Annotated in this window: 20 protein-coding genes; 13 read left to right on the forward strand and 7 right to left on the reverse strand. The window is 45.5% G+C overall.

Annotation, left to right across the window (positions count from 1 at the left end):
- The first annotated feature begins 59 nt into the window (after positions 1–59).
- Together prlC and Q1B11_RS10090 are read left to right on the forward strand one after the other, a co-directional pair.
- Positions 60–2,105: an oligopeptidase A gene (gene prlC, locus Q1B11_RS10085; protein WP_299731599.1), complete on the forward strand. Its 2,046-nt coding sequence runs from the start codon at positions 60–62 to the stop codon at positions 2,103–2,105.
- A 90-nt stretch (positions 2,106–2,195) separates the two neighbouring features.
- Positions 2,196–2,459, forward strand: a complete 264-nt coding sequence (locus Q1B11_RS10090) for a YheV family putative zinc ribbon protein (RefSeq protein WP_299731602.1) — start codon at positions 2,196–2,198, stop codon at positions 2,457–2,459.
- A 17-nt stretch (positions 2,460–2,476) separates the two neighbouring features.
- Here the strand turns inward: Q1B11_RS10090 and Q1B11_RS10095 are convergent, their stop codons facing one another.
- Positions 2,477–3,127 carry a hypothetical protein gene (locus Q1B11_RS10095; RefSeq protein WP_299731605.1) on the reverse strand — a complete coding sequence of 217 codons (651 nt, stop codon included), beginning with the start codon at positions 3,125–3,127 and terminating at the stop codon, positions 2,477–2,479.
- A gap of 984 nt (positions 3,128–4,111) precedes the next feature.
- Between Q1B11_RS10095 and coxB the strand changes: the two genes are divergently transcribed.
- Genes coxB through Q1B11_RS10115 form a run of 4 tightly spaced genes read left to right on the forward strand, consistent with a single transcriptional unit; the run spans position 4,112 to position 8,428 of the window.
- Positions 4,112–5,299 carry a cytochrome c oxidase subunit II gene (gene coxB / locus Q1B11_RS10100; protein WP_299731608.1) on the forward strand — a complete coding sequence of 396 codons (1,188 nt, stop codon included), beginning with the start codon at positions 4,112–4,114 and terminating at the stop codon, positions 5,297–5,299.
- Between the two features lie 11 nt (positions 5,300–5,310).
- On the forward strand, positions 5,311–6,900 hold the full coding sequence (ctaD, locus tag Q1B11_RS10105; protein WP_299731611.1) for a cytochrome c oxidase subunit I: 1,590 nt from the start codon (positions 5,311–5,313) through the stop codon (positions 6,898–6,900).
- Positions 6,901–6,916: 16 nt separating this feature from the next.
- A complete protein-coding gene (locus tag Q1B11_RS10110; protein ID WP_299731614.1) occupies positions 6,917–7,492 on the forward strand; it encodes a cytochrome c oxidase assembly protein in 576 nt (191 codons plus the stop codon).
- A gap of 42 nt (positions 7,493–7,534) precedes the next feature.
- A complete protein-coding gene (locus Q1B11_RS10115) occupies positions 7,535–8,428 on the forward strand; it encodes a cytochrome c oxidase subunit 3 (protein ID WP_067582126.1) in 894 nt (297 codons plus the stop codon).
- Here Q1B11_RS10115 and Q1B11_RS10120 read toward each other — a convergent pair whose 3' ends face one another.
- Positions 8,429–8,644: a DUF2909 domain-containing protein gene (locus Q1B11_RS10120; protein WP_067515811.1), complete on the reverse strand. Its 216-nt coding sequence runs from the start codon at positions 8,642–8,644 to the stop codon at positions 8,429–8,431.
- A gap of 158 nt (positions 8,645–8,802) precedes the next feature.
- Between Q1B11_RS10120 and Q1B11_RS10125 the strand changes: the two genes are divergently transcribed.
- From Q1B11_RS10125 to Q1B11_RS10145, 5 genes are all read left to right on the forward strand, one after another.
- Positions 8,803–9,504 (forward strand): SURF1 family protein, encoded by a 702-nt coding sequence (locus Q1B11_RS10125; protein ID WP_299731630.1) that lies wholly within the window; start codon positions 8,803–8,805, stop codon positions 9,502–9,504.
- Positions 9,505–9,519: 15 nt separating this feature from the next.
- Positions 9,520–10,143: a hypothetical protein gene (locus tag Q1B11_RS10130; protein WP_299731633.1), complete on the forward strand. Its 624-nt coding sequence runs from the start codon at positions 9,520–9,522 to the stop codon at positions 10,141–10,143.
- 87 nt (positions 10,144–10,230) lie between these two features.
- A complete protein-coding gene (locus Q1B11_RS10135) occupies positions 10,231–11,322 on the forward strand; it encodes a COX15/CtaA family protein (RefSeq protein ID WP_299731636.1) in 1,092 nt (363 codons plus the stop codon).
- Positions 11,319–12,221 carry a heme o synthase gene (gene cyoE / locus Q1B11_RS10140; RefSeq protein ID WP_299731639.1) on the forward strand — a complete coding sequence of 301 codons (903 nt, stop codon included), beginning with the start codon at positions 11,319–11,321 and terminating at the stop codon, positions 12,219–12,221. The genes Q1B11_RS10135 and cyoE overlap by 4 nt, the downstream gene beginning before the upstream one ends.
- A gap of 218 nt (positions 12,222–12,439) precedes the next feature.
- Positions 12,440–13,066 carry an SCO family protein gene (locus tag Q1B11_RS10145; RefSeq protein WP_299731642.1) on the forward strand — a complete coding sequence of 209 codons (627 nt, stop codon included), beginning with the start codon at positions 12,440–12,442 and terminating at the stop codon, positions 13,064–13,066.
- A gap of 40 nt (positions 13,067–13,106) precedes the next feature.
- On the opposite strand, the gene Q1B11_RS10150 is transcribed toward Q1B11_RS10145, so the two are convergent.
- From Q1B11_RS10150 to Q1B11_RS10165, 4 genes are all read right to left on the reverse strand, one after another.
- Positions 13,107–14,555, reverse strand: coding sequence for a hypothetical protein (locus Q1B11_RS10150; protein WP_299731645.1), 1,449 nt, complete (start codon positions 14,553–14,555; stop codon positions 13,107–13,109).
- A 145-nt stretch (positions 14,556–14,700) separates the two neighbouring features.
- Entirely contained in the window at positions 14,701–15,483 is a 783-nt protein-coding gene (gene znuB, locus Q1B11_RS10155; protein WP_299731648.1) for a zinc ABC transporter permease subunit ZnuB, read from the reverse strand.
- Positions 15,476–16,255 (reverse strand): zinc ABC transporter ATP-binding protein ZnuC, encoded by a 780-nt coding sequence (gene znuC, locus Q1B11_RS10160; RefSeq protein ID WP_299731651.1) that lies wholly within the window; start codon positions 16,253–16,255, stop codon positions 15,476–15,478. Before znuC ends, znuB begins: the two co-directional genes overlap by 8 nt.
- Before the next feature lie 27 nt (positions 16,256–16,282).
- On the reverse strand, positions 16,283–16,759 hold the full coding sequence (locus Q1B11_RS10165) for a transcriptional repressor (protein ID WP_299731653.1): 477 nt from the start codon (positions 16,757–16,759) through the stop codon (positions 16,283–16,285).
- A gap of 235 nt (positions 16,760–16,994) precedes the next feature.
- Here Q1B11_RS10165 and Q1B11_RS10170 point away from each other — a divergent pair, with 235 nt between their 5' ends.
- Together Q1B11_RS10170 and Q1B11_RS10175 are read left to right on the forward strand one after the other, a co-directional pair.
- Positions 16,995–17,609, forward strand: a complete 615-nt coding sequence (locus tag Q1B11_RS10170) for a type I secretion C-terminal target domain-containing protein (RefSeq protein WP_299731656.1) — start codon at positions 16,995–16,997, stop codon at positions 17,607–17,609.
- Positions 17,554–19,458 carry a type I secretion C-terminal target domain-containing protein gene (locus Q1B11_RS10175; RefSeq protein ID WP_299731659.1) on the forward strand — a complete coding sequence of 635 codons (1,905 nt, stop codon included), beginning with the start codon at positions 17,554–17,556 and terminating at the stop codon, positions 19,456–19,458. Before Q1B11_RS10170 ends, Q1B11_RS10175 begins: the two co-directional genes overlap by 56 nt.
- Here the strand turns inward: Q1B11_RS10175 and Q1B11_RS10180 are convergent, their stop codons facing one another.
- A complete protein-coding gene (locus tag Q1B11_RS10180) occupies positions 19,459–20,442 on the reverse strand; it encodes a homoserine kinase (RefSeq protein WP_299731662.1) in 984 nt (327 codons plus the stop codon).
- Between the last annotated feature and the right edge of the window lie 37 nt (positions 20,443–20,479).

Genomic DNA, 20,479 nt, shown 5'->3' on the forward strand with positions numbered 1-20,479 from the left:
GGAACCCATTTATAGCAACTATACAGATACAAAAATTACCATCTTACAGAGAGTTGTCTATGAAAAATCCATTATTGGAATCCAGTGAACTTCCCCTTTTCTCCAAACTTCTTCCTGAGCATGTAAAGCCAGCCATCGAAAGCATTATTCATGACAACGAAAAAGCGATTTCAATGCTTCTGGCATCAGAAACCAATAAAGGTTGGGCAACGCTTCAGGAACCCATTGACCAACTGGACGACCGCCTTGGTCAGGCATGGTCTCCAGTCGGGCATATGAACGCAGTGGTAAACAGTGAAGCTCTGCGGGAAGCGTACAACAGTTGTCTTCCGCTGCTGTCTGAGTATTCGACCCGTTTAGGACAAAACCGTCAGTTATTTGAAGCCTATCAATCGCTGAAAGACTCCGCTGAATTCAACTCTCTGGATAAAGCGCAACAGAAAATCATCAATGATAATCTACGAGATTTCAGGCTGGCTGGAGTCGCTCTTGACGACGATAAAAAACAGCGTTTTGGCGACATTAAGAAACAATTATCAGAACTAACCAGCAAGTTCTCCGATAATGTGCTGGATGCCACGATGGCCTGGAGCAAGCTGATTACCGATGAATCAGAGCTGGCTGGCCTGCCAGAGTCGGCTTTAGCCGGTGCAAAACAACTGGCGCAGGCAAAAGAAAAAGAAGGCTGGATGCTGACGCTGGACTTCCCCAGTTATTTCCCGGTGATGACATACTGCGATAACCGTGAATTGCGCAAAGAGGTGTACACCGCATTTTCCACGCGCGCTTCAGATCAAGGGCCGAGTGCTGGTCAGTTTGATAATACTGACAATATCAAACAAATTCTGAAGCTTCGTTATGAGCTGGCCAACCTATTAGGTTTTAGTGGTTACGCTGAATATTCTCTGGCCACAAAAATGGCGGAGTCTCCAGAAAAGGTCATCGAATTTCTGGAAGACCTTGCAGCGAAAAGCAAACCTCAGGCAGAGAAAGAGCTGGCTGAATTGAAAGCCTATGCCAAAGCCGAGTTCGGTGCTGACGATCTGCAAGCCTGGGATATTGGTTACTACGGTGAAAAACTGCGTCAGCAACGTTATGCCATTTCTCAGGAAGAACTTCGCCCATGGTTCCCAGCTGAAAAATCCATTTCTGGCATGTTTGCCGTGGTGAATCGACTCTACGGTATTGAGTTCGAAAGTGTTGAAGGTGTGGATACCTGGCACAAAGATGTTCGTTTCTTCAATATCACCCGTGATGGCGAAATTATCGGACGTTTCTATCTCGATCTCTATGCAAGAGAGCACAAGCGTGGCGGTGCATGGATGGATGTTTGTCGTTCCCGCTGGCAGCGTGATGGCAAGGTTCAATTGCCCGTTGCTTACCTGACCTGTAACTTTACCCCGCCGGTTGGCGATAACCCAGCACTGCTGACCCACGATGAAGTCGTGACCCTTTTCCACGAGTTTGGTCATGGTTTGCACCATATGCTGACAAAAGTGGATTACCCTTCCGCTTCTGGCATCAGTGGCGTCGCGTGGGATGCGGTTGAACTACCAAGCCAGTTTATGGAGAACTGGTGTTGGGAAAAAGAAGGTCTCGCCTTAATTTCTGGTCACTTTGAAACCGGTGAACCATTACCAGAAGACAAGCTGCAAAAACTGTTAGCCGCGAAAAACTTCCAGTCTGCCATGATGATGGTGCGCCAGCTGGAGTTCTCTCTGTTCGATTTCAAACTGCACAAAGAATACCGTGATGATCTGAATGTTCAGACCGTTCTGGATGATGTTCGTCAACAGGTAGCGGTCGTCATGCCGCCGGCGTTTAATCGTTTTCAGAACAGCTTCAGTCATATCTTTGCCGGTGGTTACGCCGCGGGTTATTACAGCTATAAGTGGGCTGAAGTGTTGTCTGCGGATGCTTTCTCCAAGTTTGAAGAAGAAGGTATTTTTAACCGCCAGACCGGGGAATCCTTCCTCCATGAAGTCCTTGAGAAAGGTGGGTCTGCTGAACCTATGGAGTTGTTTGTGAACTTCCGGGGCCGCGAGCCGCAGATTGATGCCCTGCTTCGGCACTCTGGCATTGAGAGCAGCATTGAGACAGCCTGAATGATCGCTTAGACTGCAGCAATGTTTACACAGTAACTACTCTATTTAAGTAGCTGCTGTGTAAAGCTGGAGCCTCAGATAGGAAGTACAATGATGAAAACAAAACGATTTATTGCGGGCGCAGTTTGTCCTTCCTGTGGTGCCATGGACTCTATACGGATGTTTCGAAGTGAAACTCAACGGGACTATCGTGAATGTGTTGAGTGTGATTACAGCGACGTGATGGACGTGTCGCCTGCTTTGGAAGGTGACCTACCAGAAGCGCGAATCACTCGGGAAGAGAAAGCTCTGGAAGAGCACACAGATGTTATTCGATTTGTTGATGCCTCTTCACCATCAGGCTCTAAGCATTAATGTCAGAACGCTGCAGCTCAGGCTGCAGAGGTAAATTTCAGTTCAATACCCAAATTGTTGGATAGGCAGTTCCAGCGCGACCATATCCGGATCCACTCCTCAGAACTGCGGTTGTGAATAAACTCCATAAACTTTTCCTGATGGTAAATGGACTGAGACTTCATCATCTGTTCAACGGTTTTATCCACAATGATGTCCAGCTCATTTGCGAAGTTTTCACCGAGAATGGAATGAATAATCAGGTTTGCCCAGGTCATGTTCATAGGAATAAGAGTTGAACCTGTTTTCATCAGGTACTGATCATTTACCTCTTCAATGAGGCGGTGCGCAAAATAGGCTTTATCGAGAAGTAAATCCAGACCATTGATTGGATCCCCCTGAATGGCTGGAGCCAGGAAGTTTTCTTCAGCAATATCCAGAAAAGGGCAAATGAAATGGCCGATTCCCGCTTCTTTTGACGATGACTCGAGTGCTTCCAGAAAATCAGGAACATGATCGATGTAGTCTATCGTGAAGAGTAGAAGCGTCTCACAGGCGTTTTGATCGGGGAGTTCAATCGTATGGTGGAGTTGTTCTATCTGATCATCGATCAGTTTACAAAGATGCTTATTCTGGGACTCAAGTAGCTTAGCCTGACTGATTAAGTCGCGGATTGCCTGAACATCCATAGTTGCCTCCTGCCTTCCACTAGCCTGTCATAGAATCACAACTGACAACATCGCTGTTATTAATAGATGCCTACAAAAACACAGTCGATGCATTAAGACAAGATATGCAAAATATTACTTTTGCATATATAGATAAATTTTTATAAGTAAAAAAGATTAAAAGAATATGCTGCAAAAATAGGGATTTTTCTGATTTCACTACGTGTTGTGCAGTCAAAAATATGGCACACAAGATGAGCTGTGCCAGCTTACAAATTTGTAATTATGAGATATAAATCACAGGGTGATATTTACTGTCCATTATTGATGAATACTTGTATGAAAGTAGAAAAATCTCAAGATATGCCGGATTACTCGCCTGATATCATCTCCATAAAACGAAAATTATAAATAATAAATTTGTCGTGTAATTACCTGTGTTTTTCTAGGTTTTATCTATGAATTAGTTTATATGAAGTAGACGACAGAATAATATTTTATGGATTGAAGATTTCATTTTTTTTCGCCATGTTGTTTAATGGTTTTCGGGAACTATACTCTATGTGCGATTATTGTCAGGCTTAGAGTGTTCTGCTTGGGATGTAGAGCTGTGATTATTTTATGGTAATCACAGTATGAGGTGTTGGATTTGCAGTTATGTGTTAAAGCAGTTTGACGTGTTTCTACTGGTTGCATATCTGCTCTTGATTAGATGTATTGGTGTTTTTCAAGTCAGATAAATCAAGACAGTACTTTCCAAACCTGTAAATGATGATATGACTATTACAAGTGAGTCATGTTTCAGTCCATTTACAGATTTCAGGGAGAATTGTCTTTAAAATTAGGCCATTGGACAGGTCAGTATCGTGATGTCAGTAATCGTTACTCATTGAAATGAGTCGTTGATTACCGTCACACCTCTGAAGTACAGCAGCACAATAAGTCTGCACAATAATAATAAGAAGTCTCCGCTGCGATCGGCGGATAGTCAGGGGATGTAAGGGAATGAGGCAGCAGGCGAGATCTCTTTTTCTTCTTCTTGCGGGTTCGACTGCATCAGGCAGCAGTCTTGCCGAGTGGGAAGTCAATATGACCGAGGGTGTAACGGCGGTAAGCCGGAACATCTACGGTCTACACATGACCATATTAATGATCTGCGTCGTCATTGGCGTGATTGTTTTTGGAGTTATGTTCTATTCCATTTTTAAGCACCGGAAGTCAAAAGGTGCGGTTCCGCAGCAATTTCACGAAAGTACGTTGGTGGAAATTGCGTGGACGTCCATTCCATTTTTGATTCTGGTGTTGATGGCGATTCCAGCCACCAAAACGCTGGTGGATATCTACAACACTGACGAAGCCGACATTGATATAAAAATAACGGGTTATCAGTGGAAGTGGCAGTATGAATACGTGGGTGAAGACGTTTCTTTCTTCAGTAATCTGAGCACGCCCCGTGAAGAAGTGACCAACGTACGCACCAAAAATCCGAATTACCTATTAGAAGTGGATGAACCACTGGTTATTCCTGTGGGTAAAAAAGTTCGCTTTCTGGTAACGGCTGCGGATGTTATCCACTCCTGGTGGGTGCCAGCACTGGCCGTTAAGCGTGATGCTATTCCCGGATTTATCAACGAAGCCTGGACTAACATCGACGTTCCCGGAACTTACCGTGGGCAGTGTGCTGAGCTGTGTGGCAAAGATCACGGCTATATGCCCATTGTCGTAGAAGCCAAATCAGAAGCTGATTACGAAGCATGGCTGGTAGCGAAAAAAGAAGAAGCCGAAAAAGAACGTGAGTTGACTGACAAAGTCTGGTCAATGGAAGAACTCATGGCTCGCGGCGAACAAACCTACAACAAAGTTTGTGCAGTTTGCCATCAGGTGAACGGTACCGGAATGCCGCCACTCTTCCCTGCTCTCAAAGGCAGTGCAATGGCGACCGAAGCCAGTCAGATTGCAGCCCATGTTGATATCGTGGTGAACGGTAAGAAAGGCACTGCCATGCAGTCGTTTGCCAACCAGTTGAGCGAGGTGGATATTGCCGCCGTGGTGACTTATGAGCGTAATGCCTGGGGCAATAATACCGGTGAAATGGTGACGCCAAAAGAAGTCATGGAGTACAAAAAAACTGGTAAATATGTAGAAGAAACGGCCAAGCAGGCCATGCCCGCTAAACAACAGGCAAGCCTGTAAGGAGCACTGAAATGACCTCAGCAACAGACACTCATGGTGGTCACGACGATCACGCTCACGGGCCAGCCAAAGGCTTGATGCGTTGGGTATTGACCACCAACCATAAAGACATTGGCTCCATGTACCTCTGGTTCAGTTTCATTATGTTTCTGACCGGTGGCGCCATGGCAATGATTATCCGGGCGGAATTGTTTCAGCCCGGCCTTCACATTGTTGAACCTGCCTTCTTTAACCAGATGACCACCATGCACGGTTTGATCATGGTGTTTGGTGCGGTAATGCCAGCCTTTGTGGGTTTGGCGAACTGGATGATTCCCATGCAAATCGGCGCGCCAGATATGGCGATGCCGCGGATGAATAACTGGAGTTTCTGGATTCTGCCTTTCGCGGCAGTGATGCTGATCAGCACACTGTTTATGGAAGGGGGCGGGCCGAACTTTGGTTGGACATTCTACGCACCTTTATCCACAGATTACTCGCCACCATCGACGACTTTCTTCATTTTTGCCATTCACATGCTGGGAATCTCTTCCATCATGGGGGCGATCAATATTATCGCCACCATCCTGAACCTTCGGGCTCCGGGTATGACCATGATGAAGATGCCGCTGTTTGTGTGGACATGGCTGATCACCGCTTATTTGCTGATTGCAGTTATGCCAGTACTGGCGGGCGCAGTGACCATGATGTTGCTGGATATTCACTTCGGAACCAGCTTCTTTAACGCTGGTGGTGGTGGTGACCCGGTACTATTCCAGCACATTTTCTGGTTCTTCGGGCATCCGGAAGTGTACATCATGATTCTTCCGTCCTTCGGTATTGTCTCGGCCATTATCCCTGCCTTTGCTCGTAAAGGGCTGTTTGGCTATACCTCCATGGTCTATGCAACGGCAAGTATTGCTTTCCTGTCGTTTATTGTCTGGGCTCACCACATGTTCACCGTGGGTATTCCACTGATCGGCGAACTGTTCTTTATGTACGCCACCATGTTGATTGCTGTGCCCACCGGGGTGAAGGTGTTTAACTGGGTCACCACTATGTTCCGTGGTTCCATGACCTTTGAAACCCCCATGTTGTTTTCCATCGCGTTCGTGGTGCTGTTCACCATTGGCGGTTTCTCAGGGCTGATGCTCTCTATTGCTCCGGCAGACTTCCAATACCACGATACTTACTTTGTGGTGGCACACTTCCATTATGTGTTGGTACCCGGTGCGATCTTCGCGATCTTTGCTGCCTGTTACTACTGGCTGCCCAAGTGGACTGGCCATATGTACGACGAAACCCTGGCAAAGACTCATTTCTGGCTGTCGTTTATCGGGATGAATCTGACCTTCTTCCCAATGCACTTTGTTGGGTTAGCTGGCATGCCACGACGGATTCCGGATTATGCCCTGCAGTTTGCTAACTTTAACGAGATCTCCAGTGTCGGTGGTTTCCTGTTTGGCACCACACAATTCCTGTTTCTGTTCATTATTATCAAGTGCATCAGAGGTGGCGAAAAAGCGCCAGCGAAGCCTTGGGAAGGTGCTGAAGGGTTGGAGTGGAGTGTTCCTTCTCCTGCGCCCTATCACACGTTCACTACTCCGCCAGATGTGAAATAAACAGGAGTAGTCGTTGATGTCACAGTCAGATAAGGGCGAAAGCGATCAGAAAACGTTATCGGTGGCGCAATCAGCCCGCCGAACCGTGATTCGCTCCATTCTGGTGGCCATTGGCATGTTCGGTTTCGGGTTTGCCATGGTGCCGCTCTATAACGTGTTTTGTCAGGTGACTGGTCTCAACGGGAAAACCGATCCAGACCCTTATCTGTATAAAGCGGCTGAAGCCAAAGCAGACACCAGTCGTGACATTAAAGTGCAATTTGTGGCTACACGAAATGCGGGTATGAGCTGGAGTTTTACTCCCAGCACACCACAGGTAACAGTCCATCCGGGTGAACCCGGTGTGCTTAACTTTGTGGTGAAGAACCCGACGGATAAACCGATGGTTGGGCAGGCGATTCCCAGTGTGACACCTTTTGAAGCCACTAATTTTCTTCACAAAGTTGAGTGTTTCTGCTTCACAACCCAGACGCTGCAACCTGGGGAGGAAAGAATAATGCCGCTTCGAATTATCGTGGATCAGGAACTGCCCAAGCACATTAAAAAACTAACGTTGTCGTACACACTGTTTGATGTGACGCATTTGCAATAATCGGGAGAAAAGGCGTACTCCCTGCCCTTTCAGGAGATAACTATGGCTACCGAAGAAGGTACCTATTACGTTCCGGCCCAGAGCAAGTGGCCGATTATTGCCTCCATCGGCCTGTTTCTGACGTTGGCTGGCGCTGGCATGATGATGAACGATATGTCCGCTGGTGTGAAAGATTCCTCTGCCCATTATGTCTTTTACGCAGGTGGGTTACTGATGGCCTGGATGCTGTTTGGCTGGTTTAGCAATGTCATCAGCGAATCGCGGGCAGGTCTGTACAGTGCACAAATGGATCGAACTTTCCGGTGGGGAATGTTCTGGTTTATTTTCTCTGAAGTGATGTTCTTCGCGGCATTGTTCGGCACTCTGTTTTATGTGCGTACCTTTGCTGTGCCCTGGCTGGCTGGTGAAGGCGATGGCGCCATGACACACCAATTTCTATGGCCCGATTTTGTAGCGGACTGGCCGCTGATGGTGAACCCGGATAACGATCTGTTTGTTGGCGCTGCTAACGTGGTTGATCCGTTCCATCTACCACTGATCAACACGTTGCTGCTGGTGGCTTCCAGTATCACGCTGACGTTTTCACACCATGCGTTGAGAGCCAATGATCGTTATAAAACGAAGCTTTGGCTTATTATCACATTGGTGTTGGGTGCTGCGTTTCTGTTCTTTCAGGTTGAAGAATACATCGAAGCTTATAACCAGCTCGGTTTGACACTAAGCGCTGGAATTTACGGTTCAACCTTCTTCCTGCTGACTGGCTTCCATGGTGCCCATGTAACTCTTGGTGCCATTATGTTAGCGGTGATGTTGTACCGGGTTTACCAAGGGCATTTCGAAGCGGAGAACCATTTCGCCTTCGAAGCATCCAGCTGGTACTGGCACTTCGTCGACGTGGTTTGGGTTGGGCTGTTTATTTTTGTTTATATATTCTAATTACTGATAAAGCCAGGGCGCCTGGCTGTGGATATCTCCATGGAACCAGGCGACCACAATAGCCACCATGATCAGCACCGTAAGGCTGATACGAACTTTCAAAGAGTTTAACAAACGAGGAGAGTTTTTCTTTTCAGTCAACAGAAAGTAAAAGCCGGTACCGAGGCTGGCGACAACGGCAAGAAACAGAACAATAACAATGAGTTTTATCCACATGCTTTTTAGCTCACAGGTTATCCACAAGAGTCTGAAGCATAACCAACATCTCTAAAAGCACTGCAAATACAGGGTTTTTGGTGAGATGAAGGATAAGAAGCTCAGTTTTTTCCACACAATAGCATAGAAAGACTGTTCACTTGATGTTTGGATTCAGATTGAAGTTGACCCTATTAGTGATTGCCCTCCTGCCGGTACTTTTGTACCTCGGATTCTGGCAGCTGTCGCGGTATGAGCAGAAGCTTCAGCTTGAGCAAATCTATGAATCCCGTCAGCGTCTTAAGCCTGTAACGCTAACTCAGGCAAGGCAGCATGACGATCCCTTGTATCTCCCCATTGTCGTGAATGGTCATTACGACGTAGAGCGATATTTTTTACTGGATAATCAAGTTTATCAACAGCAAGCGGGTTATGACCTGTTTATGCCTTTCCAGACAGACAATGGGCAGTGGCTGTTGATCAACCGTGGCTGGCTACCCGCCGGTGATCGAAACAGGTTACCGAATATAGAAACAAATAGCCGGCATCTGACGTTAAAAGGCGTTGCCTACAAACCATTGGGTGATGCTTTTCTTTTGGGTGAAGACGTATGGAACGATGGTTGGCCAAAAAGAATCCAGTCCATTAATCTGGCAAAGATGTCTCAAACCATTAATGAGACGACGCCCGATTTTTTTATGGTGCTTGAAAGTGGAGAAATGGGTAGCAAACAGGTAAGACCATTAACAATGAACATGACCTCTGAAAAACACAGAGGTTATGCCTTCCAATGGTTTGCCATGGCGCTGGTGTTATTTAGCCTTTATGGGCATCAAATGATTCGAGCCGGGAAAAAAAAGAATAAGAACAACGACGTATAAGGCAGTGAGGTAGTTATGGCGCAATTATTACCAGAAGTATCACCAAAAGCATCACCAGACAAACGCCCAAATAAGCGAGGCCGTCTGCAACTGGCACTTGTTTTCCTTATTCCAACCACCGCCATGGTGCTAGCCTGGATTATGTATTTCACCGGTGTTTGGGTACCAGACGGGCGCACAAATAAAGGTGAACTGCTGCTACCGCCAGCACAGCTTGCGGATATACCTCTGCGAGATGGCGGTCAGGTATTTATACCCGATGAAACCGACGGTTTATGGCGCGTTATGGTGTTTGGTAGTACTGAATGCACAGAGTCTCAGTGTCAGGAAAGCCTGTATAAAACACGACAGGTGCACATAGCTTTGAACAAAGAAGCTGAGCGGGTCGCGCGGTTCTTTATCTCTCCAGAAACGCCGAAGCCTTCAGTGGAGCTTGAAAGCGAACACCCAGGTATTTACTGGCTAGCAGCGGATAAAAGCACTATTGAGACAGTACTTGGTACCAGTCAGTGGCCGTCTAACCAGGTGTTTATTATCGATCCCCTGGGGAATGTCATCATGAGTTATCAGCCAGAGCAGCCGGGAGGTGACTTGTTGAATGACCTTAAAAAGCTGTTGAGAGCTTCCAGCATTGGTTAATGGATATTAAATGAATAAAGCAAACCCTGATTTTTCTATTCCGGTATTTATCGGATAAAAAAAGGGTTGTTAACGGGTAGTTCTGTTATGACGAGCGATGCGAAAAAGAAAGGATTTTACCTGGCGCTGATTGCCACCCTATTCGCCAGTATTGTGGTTGGGTTGGGCGCTTATACCCGGTTGGTTCATGCAGGGCTGGGTTGTCCGGATTGGCCAGGTTGCTATGGTTTTCTCACTGTGCCAGACGAAGCTCATGAAATTGCTCATGCAGAATCTCTCTATCCGGAAGCACCGGTGGAAGTGGACAAAGGCTGGGCAGAGATGATTCATCGCTATGTTGCCGGAACGCTTATGCTGCTGGTGTTGGCTATTGTGATACAGGCAATTCGACATCGCCGTGAGCCAGATCAACCCATCAAGCTCCCCATCTTTATTCTGTTGCTGATCACTCTCCAGGCAGCTTTTGGTATGTGGACAGTGACGCTTAAATTATGGCCTCAGGTGGTAACCGCTCATTTATTGGGCGGTTTTGCGACGTTCAGTTTGTTGTTTCTGTTAACACTGCGATTGTCGGGTTGGCTTAAAGGGCGTTCAGTGGCAAGTTCAGCGTTAAGAAATGTCGGGGTTTTAAAAGGCCTTGGTGTCTTAAGTCTTCTAGTGGTGATTGGGCAAGTGAGCCTTGGCGGTTGGGTCAGCTCTAACTATGCGGCTCTGGCCTGTCCGGATCTTCCCATGTGTCAGGGACAATGGTTACCGCCTATGAATTTTTCAGAAGGGTTTGATGTTGGGCAGGATATTGGGCCAAATTATCTCGGAGGCCAGCTCCATGCTGAAGCACGAACGGCGATTCATTTTGCTCATCGCATTGGGGCGTTACTGACAACCCTGTTGGTGATTTCTCTGGTACTCATTTCCTTTAGAAAAGCAGCTACGCTGGATACCGAATCTCAATCATCCGGTAACCAGTTACGAATAATTTCCTGGTGCGTACTGTTGTTGTTGATAGCACAGGTATCCCTCGGATTAAGCAATATTATCTGGAGCCTGCCATTAAATGTGGCGGTAGCTCATAACCTCGGCGGTGCATTATTGCTGCTGTCTCTGGTAGCGTATAACTACTTTCTGTTTGGTGGTGACCAATCATCGAACAAGTTAGCAACATGGAGGGCTGAAGCATGAGTCAAAGTCAGGCAATGGAAGCACGAAGTGCCAGCTGGCGGGATTATCTGGAACTGACCAAGCCCAAAGTGGTTGCACTGATGATTTTGACATCAGTGATTGGTATGTATCTGGCGACACCGGGTTGGGTATCTCTGGATATTCTGTTCTTTGGTAATTTAGGCATTGCCCTTTGTGCCGGTGCTGCAGCGGTGATCAACCATGTGGTTGATCGACAGATTGATACCAAAATGGCTCGAACCCATAAACGACCGGTTGCCACAGGCCGGGTTGAACCACTTCAGGCAGTTTTGTTTGCATTAATGATTGGTTCTGTTGGGATGGCGATATTGCTGGTCATGGTGAACCCATTAACAGCGTGGCTGACACTGGCTTCTCTGATGGGTTATGCAGTGATTTACACTTTGATCCTGAAGCGTGCCACGCCCCAAAACATTGTTATTGGTGGGTTAGCGGGTGCCGCCCCGCCCCTGCTTGGCTGGACGGCAGTGACCGGGCAATTAGAAGGTCACGGTCTTTTATTAGTGCTGATTATTTTCGCCTGGACGCCGCCGCATTTCTGGGCGCTGGCCATTCACCGAAAGGAAGAATATGCCAAAGCGGATGTGCCCATGCTGCCGGTCACTCACGGTGAGGCTTATACCAAACTGCATATTCTGCTTTATACCGTCATTATGTTTCTGGTGACCATGTTGCCGTTTTTAACGGGTATGAGCGGTGTTTTCTATTTGTTGGGTGCATCCATTTTGGGCGCAAGGTTCTTGTATTGGTCAATCGTTTTAATGCGTGACAGTCGACCAAACGCTGCGATTAAAACGTTCCGCTTCTCAATCACCTATCTGATGCTGTTATTTGTGGTGTTGTTGGTGGATCATTACTCGTTCTATCTATGGGTATAATACCAATTCTGCTTTTAAATTATGGGCTGCGCAGCCATTTTGGCCGACTGGGTCTACGTTGAAGTTCCTCGCCATAGCTACGGCTATGACTCGTCTCTTCGCCTTTATGCCCTCGGGTATTGCCCAGTCGCCCAAAATAACTTGCTCACTCCATGATTTAAAAGCGACATTGGTATAATTTCGGAACAAAAATAATGGATGCAGCAAGGAGTCAGTCGGTGAGAAAAACGGTTTTTGTGTTGTTGTCAGTGATCGCCGTGGTGCTCGGGCTGACGTTTAACAAGTTTCTGAATAAGCCAGCGTTAACCAAAGAGCAGCTGCAACAGATGGGCGTGGTTGTGTTCGACACACCGAGAAGTTTTACGATGGGTGAACTGGTAGACCACAACGGCCAACCATTTACCCCTGAGCGCTTTAAAGATCGCTGGACCTTGGTGTATTACGGATTTACGTTTTGCCCGGATATTTGCCCCGCTACGTTAAGCCAGTTGAACAAGGTGGATAAACTCTTAAAAGAGCAGTCGCCAGAGCTGGCGAAAAAGATGCAGTATGTGATGGTAACGGTGGATCCGAGACGAGACACTCCTGAGAAGCTAAAAGGTTATGTCCCGCACTTTAATAACGATTTTATTGGCGTTACGGGTGAAATAACTCAGATTTATAATCTGGCCACACAGATGAACGTGCCGTTTACGCCGGTGGTTGATCCTGAAGATGAGTTTTATTTAGTGGATCATGGGGCTAATTTGGCAATAGTTAACCCACAAGGAGATTACTCAGGCTTTATAAGACCGGCTATGAATAATGAATCGATGGTGCTAGCTTTTAAAGGTTTAGTTGAATAAAAAAGGAGGATTATCCTCCTTTTTATAGATTTAGATATATTCAGGTAAGACTTTTTATTGATAGTGTACTGTTAAACAGTTTGTCTCTAGGTATATCTAATCCAACTTGTTGTATCATCTGATAAAGAGCATCCCTCTCTTGATCTGATCGTGCTACGTTCCTTGCAGTTCTTGCCCAAAGTAAAAATCGAATTTTGTTAATTTTATCAATATCTCGAGTGATAAGTGGGATCAAAAGATCAAGGCTGTAGTCTTCTTCGGTGAAGTATTTAACTTGAACACCATATTCAGAACCTAATGTAAGCACTGTTTGGAAGGTTTCTAGAAATGATTTTTGTTGAGAAGGTGTAATTCTATTTGAGTTGTTATATTTGCTGACCGAAATTTTCTGCATTTTTTCGAGATCTCCATCAGCCTCCTTTCTTATAGTATCAATAGTGTCATTAACAGTACGTTCAATAGCTTCTTTTACAATCATACCAGCTAGTAAGTTATTTCCATCAATATAAGTAGAAGCAAATTGGAAAGTGAAATTAGAGTTTTTATTTTTGCTATCACTGCTTGATATTGTTGCGATTGAAAGGTTGCCAGTTTTTTGAAAGTTCTCATAAAACTCATTCCATGGAGATGTTCTTTTTCTATCAACGTTGTTCCAAGCTTTTTGCATGTTATTTAACAGCAACCCTAAAAGCTCTGGGCTGTTTTGCTTCATTTTACCTATGATTGACTTTCTGACACCAGAAAACAATATCTCATTATATCTATCTGTTATATATTGAGTTTTACCTTTATTAGTTCTTGGGTATCTTTGTTTTATAACTTTGCCATCTTTATCTTTATCATCAAGCATTCCCATTTCATCTTCGATGATAGACATATTATCTTCAACAGTAGAATTGTTGTAATAAGCAGCATCAACGCCTTTATCTCCAGTTTTTGATTCTTCTTTAAATTCTATTGGAGTATTGGATTTGTTTAATTCTTTACTTCTGCTTAATAGCTGATCAGCAAGGCTAAGATTTGATGTTGCTTTGCTAGAAGGTTTCATTGTTGGTAAACCTGCTGGCGGTGGCGTGGTTAAAAGTGGTGGCGGTGGAGGAACTGAGCCACTGGTAGGCGGAGGTGGAGGTGTAGGCACTCCAGCAGGAAGAGGAGGTGCAGGAGGGATTGAAGAATTTAAAGGTTGTGCTGTTAGAGGATTTTTCTTTGCTTCCTCTTCTGCAGCTTTAGAGGCGATTTTTAACGCAGCGGCTTTTTGCTGTCTTGCTTCTCTTCTTCCAATCGACCTTTTACTCAAGTTGGCAGCAACTGTAACCACTTGATCTTTCGGAACATCTTGAATTTGTGCTTTTGGGTCAGAAGGGGTGATTGCTTTTCCATCACGGGTTCCTGATGCAGGTTTTTTCACCATTGTGTTTGGCGAATTTTTAACTTCAGTATTTACTGTAGCTTTCATCGATTTATCTAATGCTCCTCTACAACCTGGCATGACTAAACTCCATTTAATCGACAATTAAATAATTCTTGATGGTTTTTGGTATTTACACAATTCAACCAAAGTTGAATGGATGATATGGGAAGTATAGATGCAAGGATTTGATTTTAATGAAGCCAGAATAATTCTGGCTTAAATATTATCTGGATCTAATGGTGTTTGATAAGAGAAATAATATAAAACTACTGGTAACCACAGATGGGCCCGCCGGGCTATCTAAGTACCAAGACGCTGATAATCCTCCAGAAACACTGACAATACCGATGATGGCTGATATAAACATCATCTGTTCTGGCGTTTTTGCCAGGCGCTGGGCAGTGGCAGCAGGAATAATCATCAAGGCCGTGATCAGCAATACACCGACAATCTTCATGGCTACTGCAATCACCAGAGCCATCAGCATGGTTAACACCAGCTTTAGCCGTTTGACGTGAACGCCTTCTACCTGTGCTAACTCAGCATGAACGGAAAGCGATAGAAGCGGTTTCCAAAACCAACCTAAAATCAGCAATATCAGGCTGCCACCGCCAAAAATCCAGAGCAGATCTTCAGCATTCACGGCTAATAGATCTCCGAACAGGTAAGACATCATATCCACCCGTACGTTTTCTGAGAAACTGACGGCGACAAGGCCGATAGATAGGGTGCTGTGAGCGAGAATGCCCAAAAGAGTATCTGAGGCAATCCGTTGTTTTTCCTGCAAACCTGCCAGAATGATTGCCAGAAAAAGGGAGCTGATAATAACGGCCAGGTTCATGTTCACATCGAGCATTAGCCCAATGGAGACACCTAACAGTGCAGAATGGGAAAGCGTATCACCGAAGTAAGCCATCTTGCGCCAGACGACAAAGCAACCCAGAGGCGCAGCAAGAATTGCCACCCCATAGCCTGCCAGAAGTGCGTACAGCAGAATGTCAGACATTGTTATTTCCTTTTGGATGGCTATGCCCGCAGCTGGTTATCTGGCCGTTGATGTCATGTTGGTGATCGTGATGGTGTTCGTAGACGGCGAGCTCATCCGGCACGATGCCAAATAAACGTTGATAGGCCGGGTGTTCCCTGACTTGTTGCGGGTGCCCGGAACAGCAAACATGCTGGTTTACGCACACAACTCTGTCGGTTGAGGCCATGACCAGATGCAGGTCATGGGAGACCATGAAGACCGCACAACGTTTCTGCTCTCGAGGTTCTTCGCGAATATCATTAATCAGCTTGTAAAGCTCTCGCTGGCCAGTGATATCAACGCCCTGCACCGGTTCATCTAACACCAGTAGATGAGGCTTATGAAGCAAAGCCCGAGCCAGAAGTACTCTCTGCATCTCACCACCGGATAAGGATTGCATCGGTGAATTAAGAAGGTGCACTACACCTGTTTTAGCCAGCGCATCTTTGATCGCTGTGAGACGGCAACCGGTTAGCCGTAGAAAGCGATCGACGGTTAAGGGCATCATTTGATTGATGTGAAGCTTTTGTGGCATATAGCCAATGCGAAGCCCTTTCTGCAGAGTTCTCTGGCCTGCTGATGGTTCTTGAAGGCCTAGGGCAATGCGAACCAACGTGGTTTTTCCTGCGCCATTGGGGCCTATAAGCGTCACGATTTCTCCAGGGTGTACCCGGAGGCTGACGCCAGTTAGTACGTCCTTACTCTGGTATTTCATCCAGATGTCTTTCAGGTCAATGAGTGGCTGCGTCATTGTTGTGTTCGTTAGCCCTTGATCCGTTTATCGACACTCGGCGCAAAGGCCAGAAAGCTCGATATTGGAGTAATTAATAGAAAAGTGGCACTGCTCAGCATGGGCTGCAAGTGATTGCTTTATATCAGGAATATCCAGCTCGATTGTTGTCTGGCAATTGCTGCAAACCAGAAAGCAGCTGTCATGCGCTTTATCAGGTATATGACAGCCAATATAAGCATTAGATGATGACAGCTTGTGAACCAGCCCTTGCTCTACCAGAAAGCTTAAAGCTCTGTAGACAGTAGGCGGTTGAGCTGGTTTTGAATTGCCTTGCTTCAGATTGGCCATTACCTCATAGGCCCCGATTGGACGATGGCTTTGCCAAACCAGCTCCAGCACCCTTTCCCTAAGGGCTGTTAGTCTGGATCCACGAGCAGTACATACTTTTTGTGCATTTTCCAGCGCTTCTTTTATGCAAAGGTTGTGGTCGTGGGAAGTATCCGTGGGGTGTGCTTTTGTCATAAAGATATGAGGATGTTTAAAATATGAAGTGTTACACAATAACATTGATTATGTAAATTAAAATCACTATCTAATTTAAAAATTAACAGATTGATTTTTTTATGATTTTTGAAACAAAAGGTAGATGAAGTTAGATTTAAATTGAAACGGCAAAGATGATTTTGTTGTTTATAATTTTAGCTAATTATTAACTAATTAATATGAATTTGATTCTTTTATTACATGGAGTTTTAAAATGAATCCTGGCTTCAACATTGATGATTATCTTGGTGCTTCTGATGATCTTCCTAGTGATTCTGATGGTACTATCGGAGGTTCGACTTCTGAGCAAAATGGAAGTACAGAAGCAATCACTCATGAGATTACAAACCCACGCACTATAAAAAGCATATCATTTGATTCTGATAATGGTAGAGACGATGTTCTTGATGTCAGTGCATTATTGTCAGGCTCAAGTGTTGATGAAACTAATGTCGACCAGTATGTCAAAGTTACCCCAATGGGCGCATTTGTGGACACGAGTGGTTCAGGGGAGTTTTCACAATTGAATCAAGTGGCCAGGTTTACTGCCTCCAGTGGGATTAACACAACCATGGCCGTGCAAGTATCTAACACGTCTATCCACAACCTTGCGATAGAGTTCAGCTTCGACAATTCCATTCAGAGTATGTTCTCAGCTTTTGGAGGCGGTGCAAGTGAAGAGCCAGACTATAACTATGTTACGGGTACTTCAGGAGTCGATAATCTTCAGGGAACAGCAGCGGCCGATGCACTTTATGGGCTAGCAGGAGGTGATGTTATTACCGGGGGGGGCTGGCGAGGATCTTTACAATGGCGGCCCAGGCAATGATCGCTATGTGATTACGGATATAGATGACACGAAAGTTATCAATTTTGTTTCTTCCTCAGAGCAGAAAGACGTTGTTGATCTCAGCCAAATCCTACCTGTTGGTGCTAACGGCGCAAATATAGCGAATTACATTAGTGTTTCTATAAGCGGAGTCACGCTCGATACATTAGGGGTGGGAAACTTCTTTGGCCAAGATCCGTTGATGCGCTTTGCTCCAGGCAGTGTGTTGGATGAGGACATATCTATACAGATTGGTGCGGATAATGTCATTGATATGGGCTTTGATTTTGATATTGGGCTTGATCTTAGTTTCTTTGATGATCCTTCCTTTAATGACTTTGACATCTCAATGCTGGGCTCACTTTCTTTTCGTGCTGGGAGTGAACCCGGAGAAGGTGCTTTTTTGCAAAGCTCATTTGGTGAGAAAATTAAGTTTGACCTGTCTGACTACGATTATTCAACCATGTTTGGCGGAGATGGTGATGAGTTTTTTGATGGATCGACAGTGACCGATCCATTTGAAGAGTTAGAGCTCTTTGGTCGTTACGGAAATGATACGCTTCAGGCAAATGACAATGACTCATACCTTGATGGTGGCTTTGGTAATGATTTATTGGTTGGTGGATTAGGCCGTGATTTATTTATTGGTGGGGACGGATTGGATGAATTTCGTTTCATTATGGATGAAGCAGGATTCTCATTTGAAAATGTAGATATGTTGTATGATTTTTCTAGCCAGGAAGGAAATAGGGATGTTATTGACCTGTCATCAATACTGAGCGGAACCAGCGCGGATGAAAGTAATATAAACGACTTTGCTTCAACAGAAAACGAAGACGATGCGCTTGACCTTAGCTCTCTGTTGCCAGACTCCGTTGATCAGGCTCAGCTGGACCAGTATGTTCGAGTAACCGATCAGGCTGTGTATGTAAATGACAGTGGCGATGGTCAGTTTGATAGTGATGATATAACAGCAACGTTTGGTGCAGCATCGGATTTGGACGACTCTGTCCGTTTGGTTGTAGGAGCGACAGAGATTGAGGCTGAGAAATCCTATTTGGCGGAAACCACGAATAATCGTTTGATTCTGAATGGGGCCAATCAATATGAATTTCATAAGCGTGATTTTGAGTTTGCCTCTTTTGATAACTCGGTAGAATTCAAAGCGGTCTATATCAAATCACTGCCAGCAACGGGAACTTTGGAGTATCTGGGAGAGGCCGTCACTGTCGATCAGAGAATCAGTTCAGAACTGATTGATCAGCTGGTTTACACCGCAGATGAAACAGATGGAGATACCGATGGCAGTTTTGCATTTACGGTCTCTGATGGGACTGCTGAAAGTCAGCAGGCCAGTTTTTCATTAGATTTACGGGAATCAGGCGCTTCAGAAACGGAGGGTACTGAAAACGCAGAGGTTATTCAGGGTGCTGAAGGTGCTGATAGCATCAGCGCTGGTGCCGGCGACGATACGATCTATGGTGGTGGGGACGATATTCTCGTCGGTGAAGGTGGTCGAGACACCTTTGTGTGGCGGTATGATGATATCGGCTCTTCAATAGATACTGCGGAAGATGTTGTTGAAGGCTTTCAGACCGGAGCAGATGGCGACGTTCTTGACCTGGCAGACCTTCTCCAAGAGGAAACGGGGGCGGTGGATGAGCTACTGACCCTGAATTTCCAGAATGGCGATACGGTTATTGATGTAAACCTATCTGCTGTTGATGGTGTCAGGCAATCGATCACGTTGCGTGATGTTGATCTTTCTGGTTACGGCGGAGGGAGTAGTGATATTGAGATTCTCAACAACTTGATAAATGATGGAAATCTCAATGTAGACTCACCTTGATTATTTGAGGGCATGCTGATTGCTTCTCAGGATCAACATGTTCTTGAACTCGTCAGGGTCCAGAAACGCTCGAATCAAACTTTCTTGATGTTCGTCATCCATCTGACTCTCAGGGTGGATGAAAGTAATTAATCGTGAAACCCAAAATCGAAATGCGGCCAACCTGAGCATGACTGGCCAGGCTGTTTTTTCTTCGTGAGTCAGAGGTCGAATCTTAGTATAGGCTTCGATTAGCGAATTTTGCTTTTGGCTGTTCAGCTCTAAACCTTCTTCAAGACACCAGTCGTTTACAGTCACCGCAAGGTCGTAAATCAACCAGTCAGAGCATGCTTGATAAAAGTCGATAACAGCAGAAATTTTCCCACCATCAAATAGCACGTTGTTATGGAACAAGTCGCCATGAATCAGGCCTGTTGGGAGGTCACTGAATGTCTGTAAGGATGTAGAGATGTTATTCCATTGTTGTGCCATGAACAGAGAATCATCTTGGCTCAGTAGAGGAGCCAGTCGTTCTTTCTGAACGTTAAGCCATGCAATACCACGGTGATTTTCCTGATGCAGTGTTGAGTTCATTCCAGCCAGGTGAATTCTACCCAGCATTTCGCCTATTTGTTCACATTGATCCAGAGAGAGGTTTTTGTGATCAGGGTGCTCTCCTGGAAAACATTGCACGATCAGTGTCGGTTTATCTTTCACAGATTGAAGCGCGTGACCTTTTTTATCTCGTACCGGGTTGGGTACAGGCAGACCGTGTGTTTTCAGTTCGTCGGTATAATCAATAAAAAAGGGCAATGCACTGGCGGGCTGATATTCAAACAGGGTTAAAACATAGCGCTGAGGAACACCATTCTTTTCAACATCGAGAAAGTAGTTCGTGTTCTCAACACCACTTTCAATGCCTTTAAATGAAATGAGATGACCAAGGTCATAACCGGACAGTATCTGTTCGATCTCAGCGTGTGTTATGTGGGTATAGACAGACATGCAGTCCCTGTTTGAATCATTGTTGTTGGGTTTAACA

This window comes from uncultured Endozoicomonas sp. (assembly GCF_947495845.1).
Taxonomy (GTDB): domain Bacteria; phylum Pseudomonadota; class Gammaproteobacteria; order Pseudomonadales; family Endozoicomonadaceae; genus Endozoicomonas.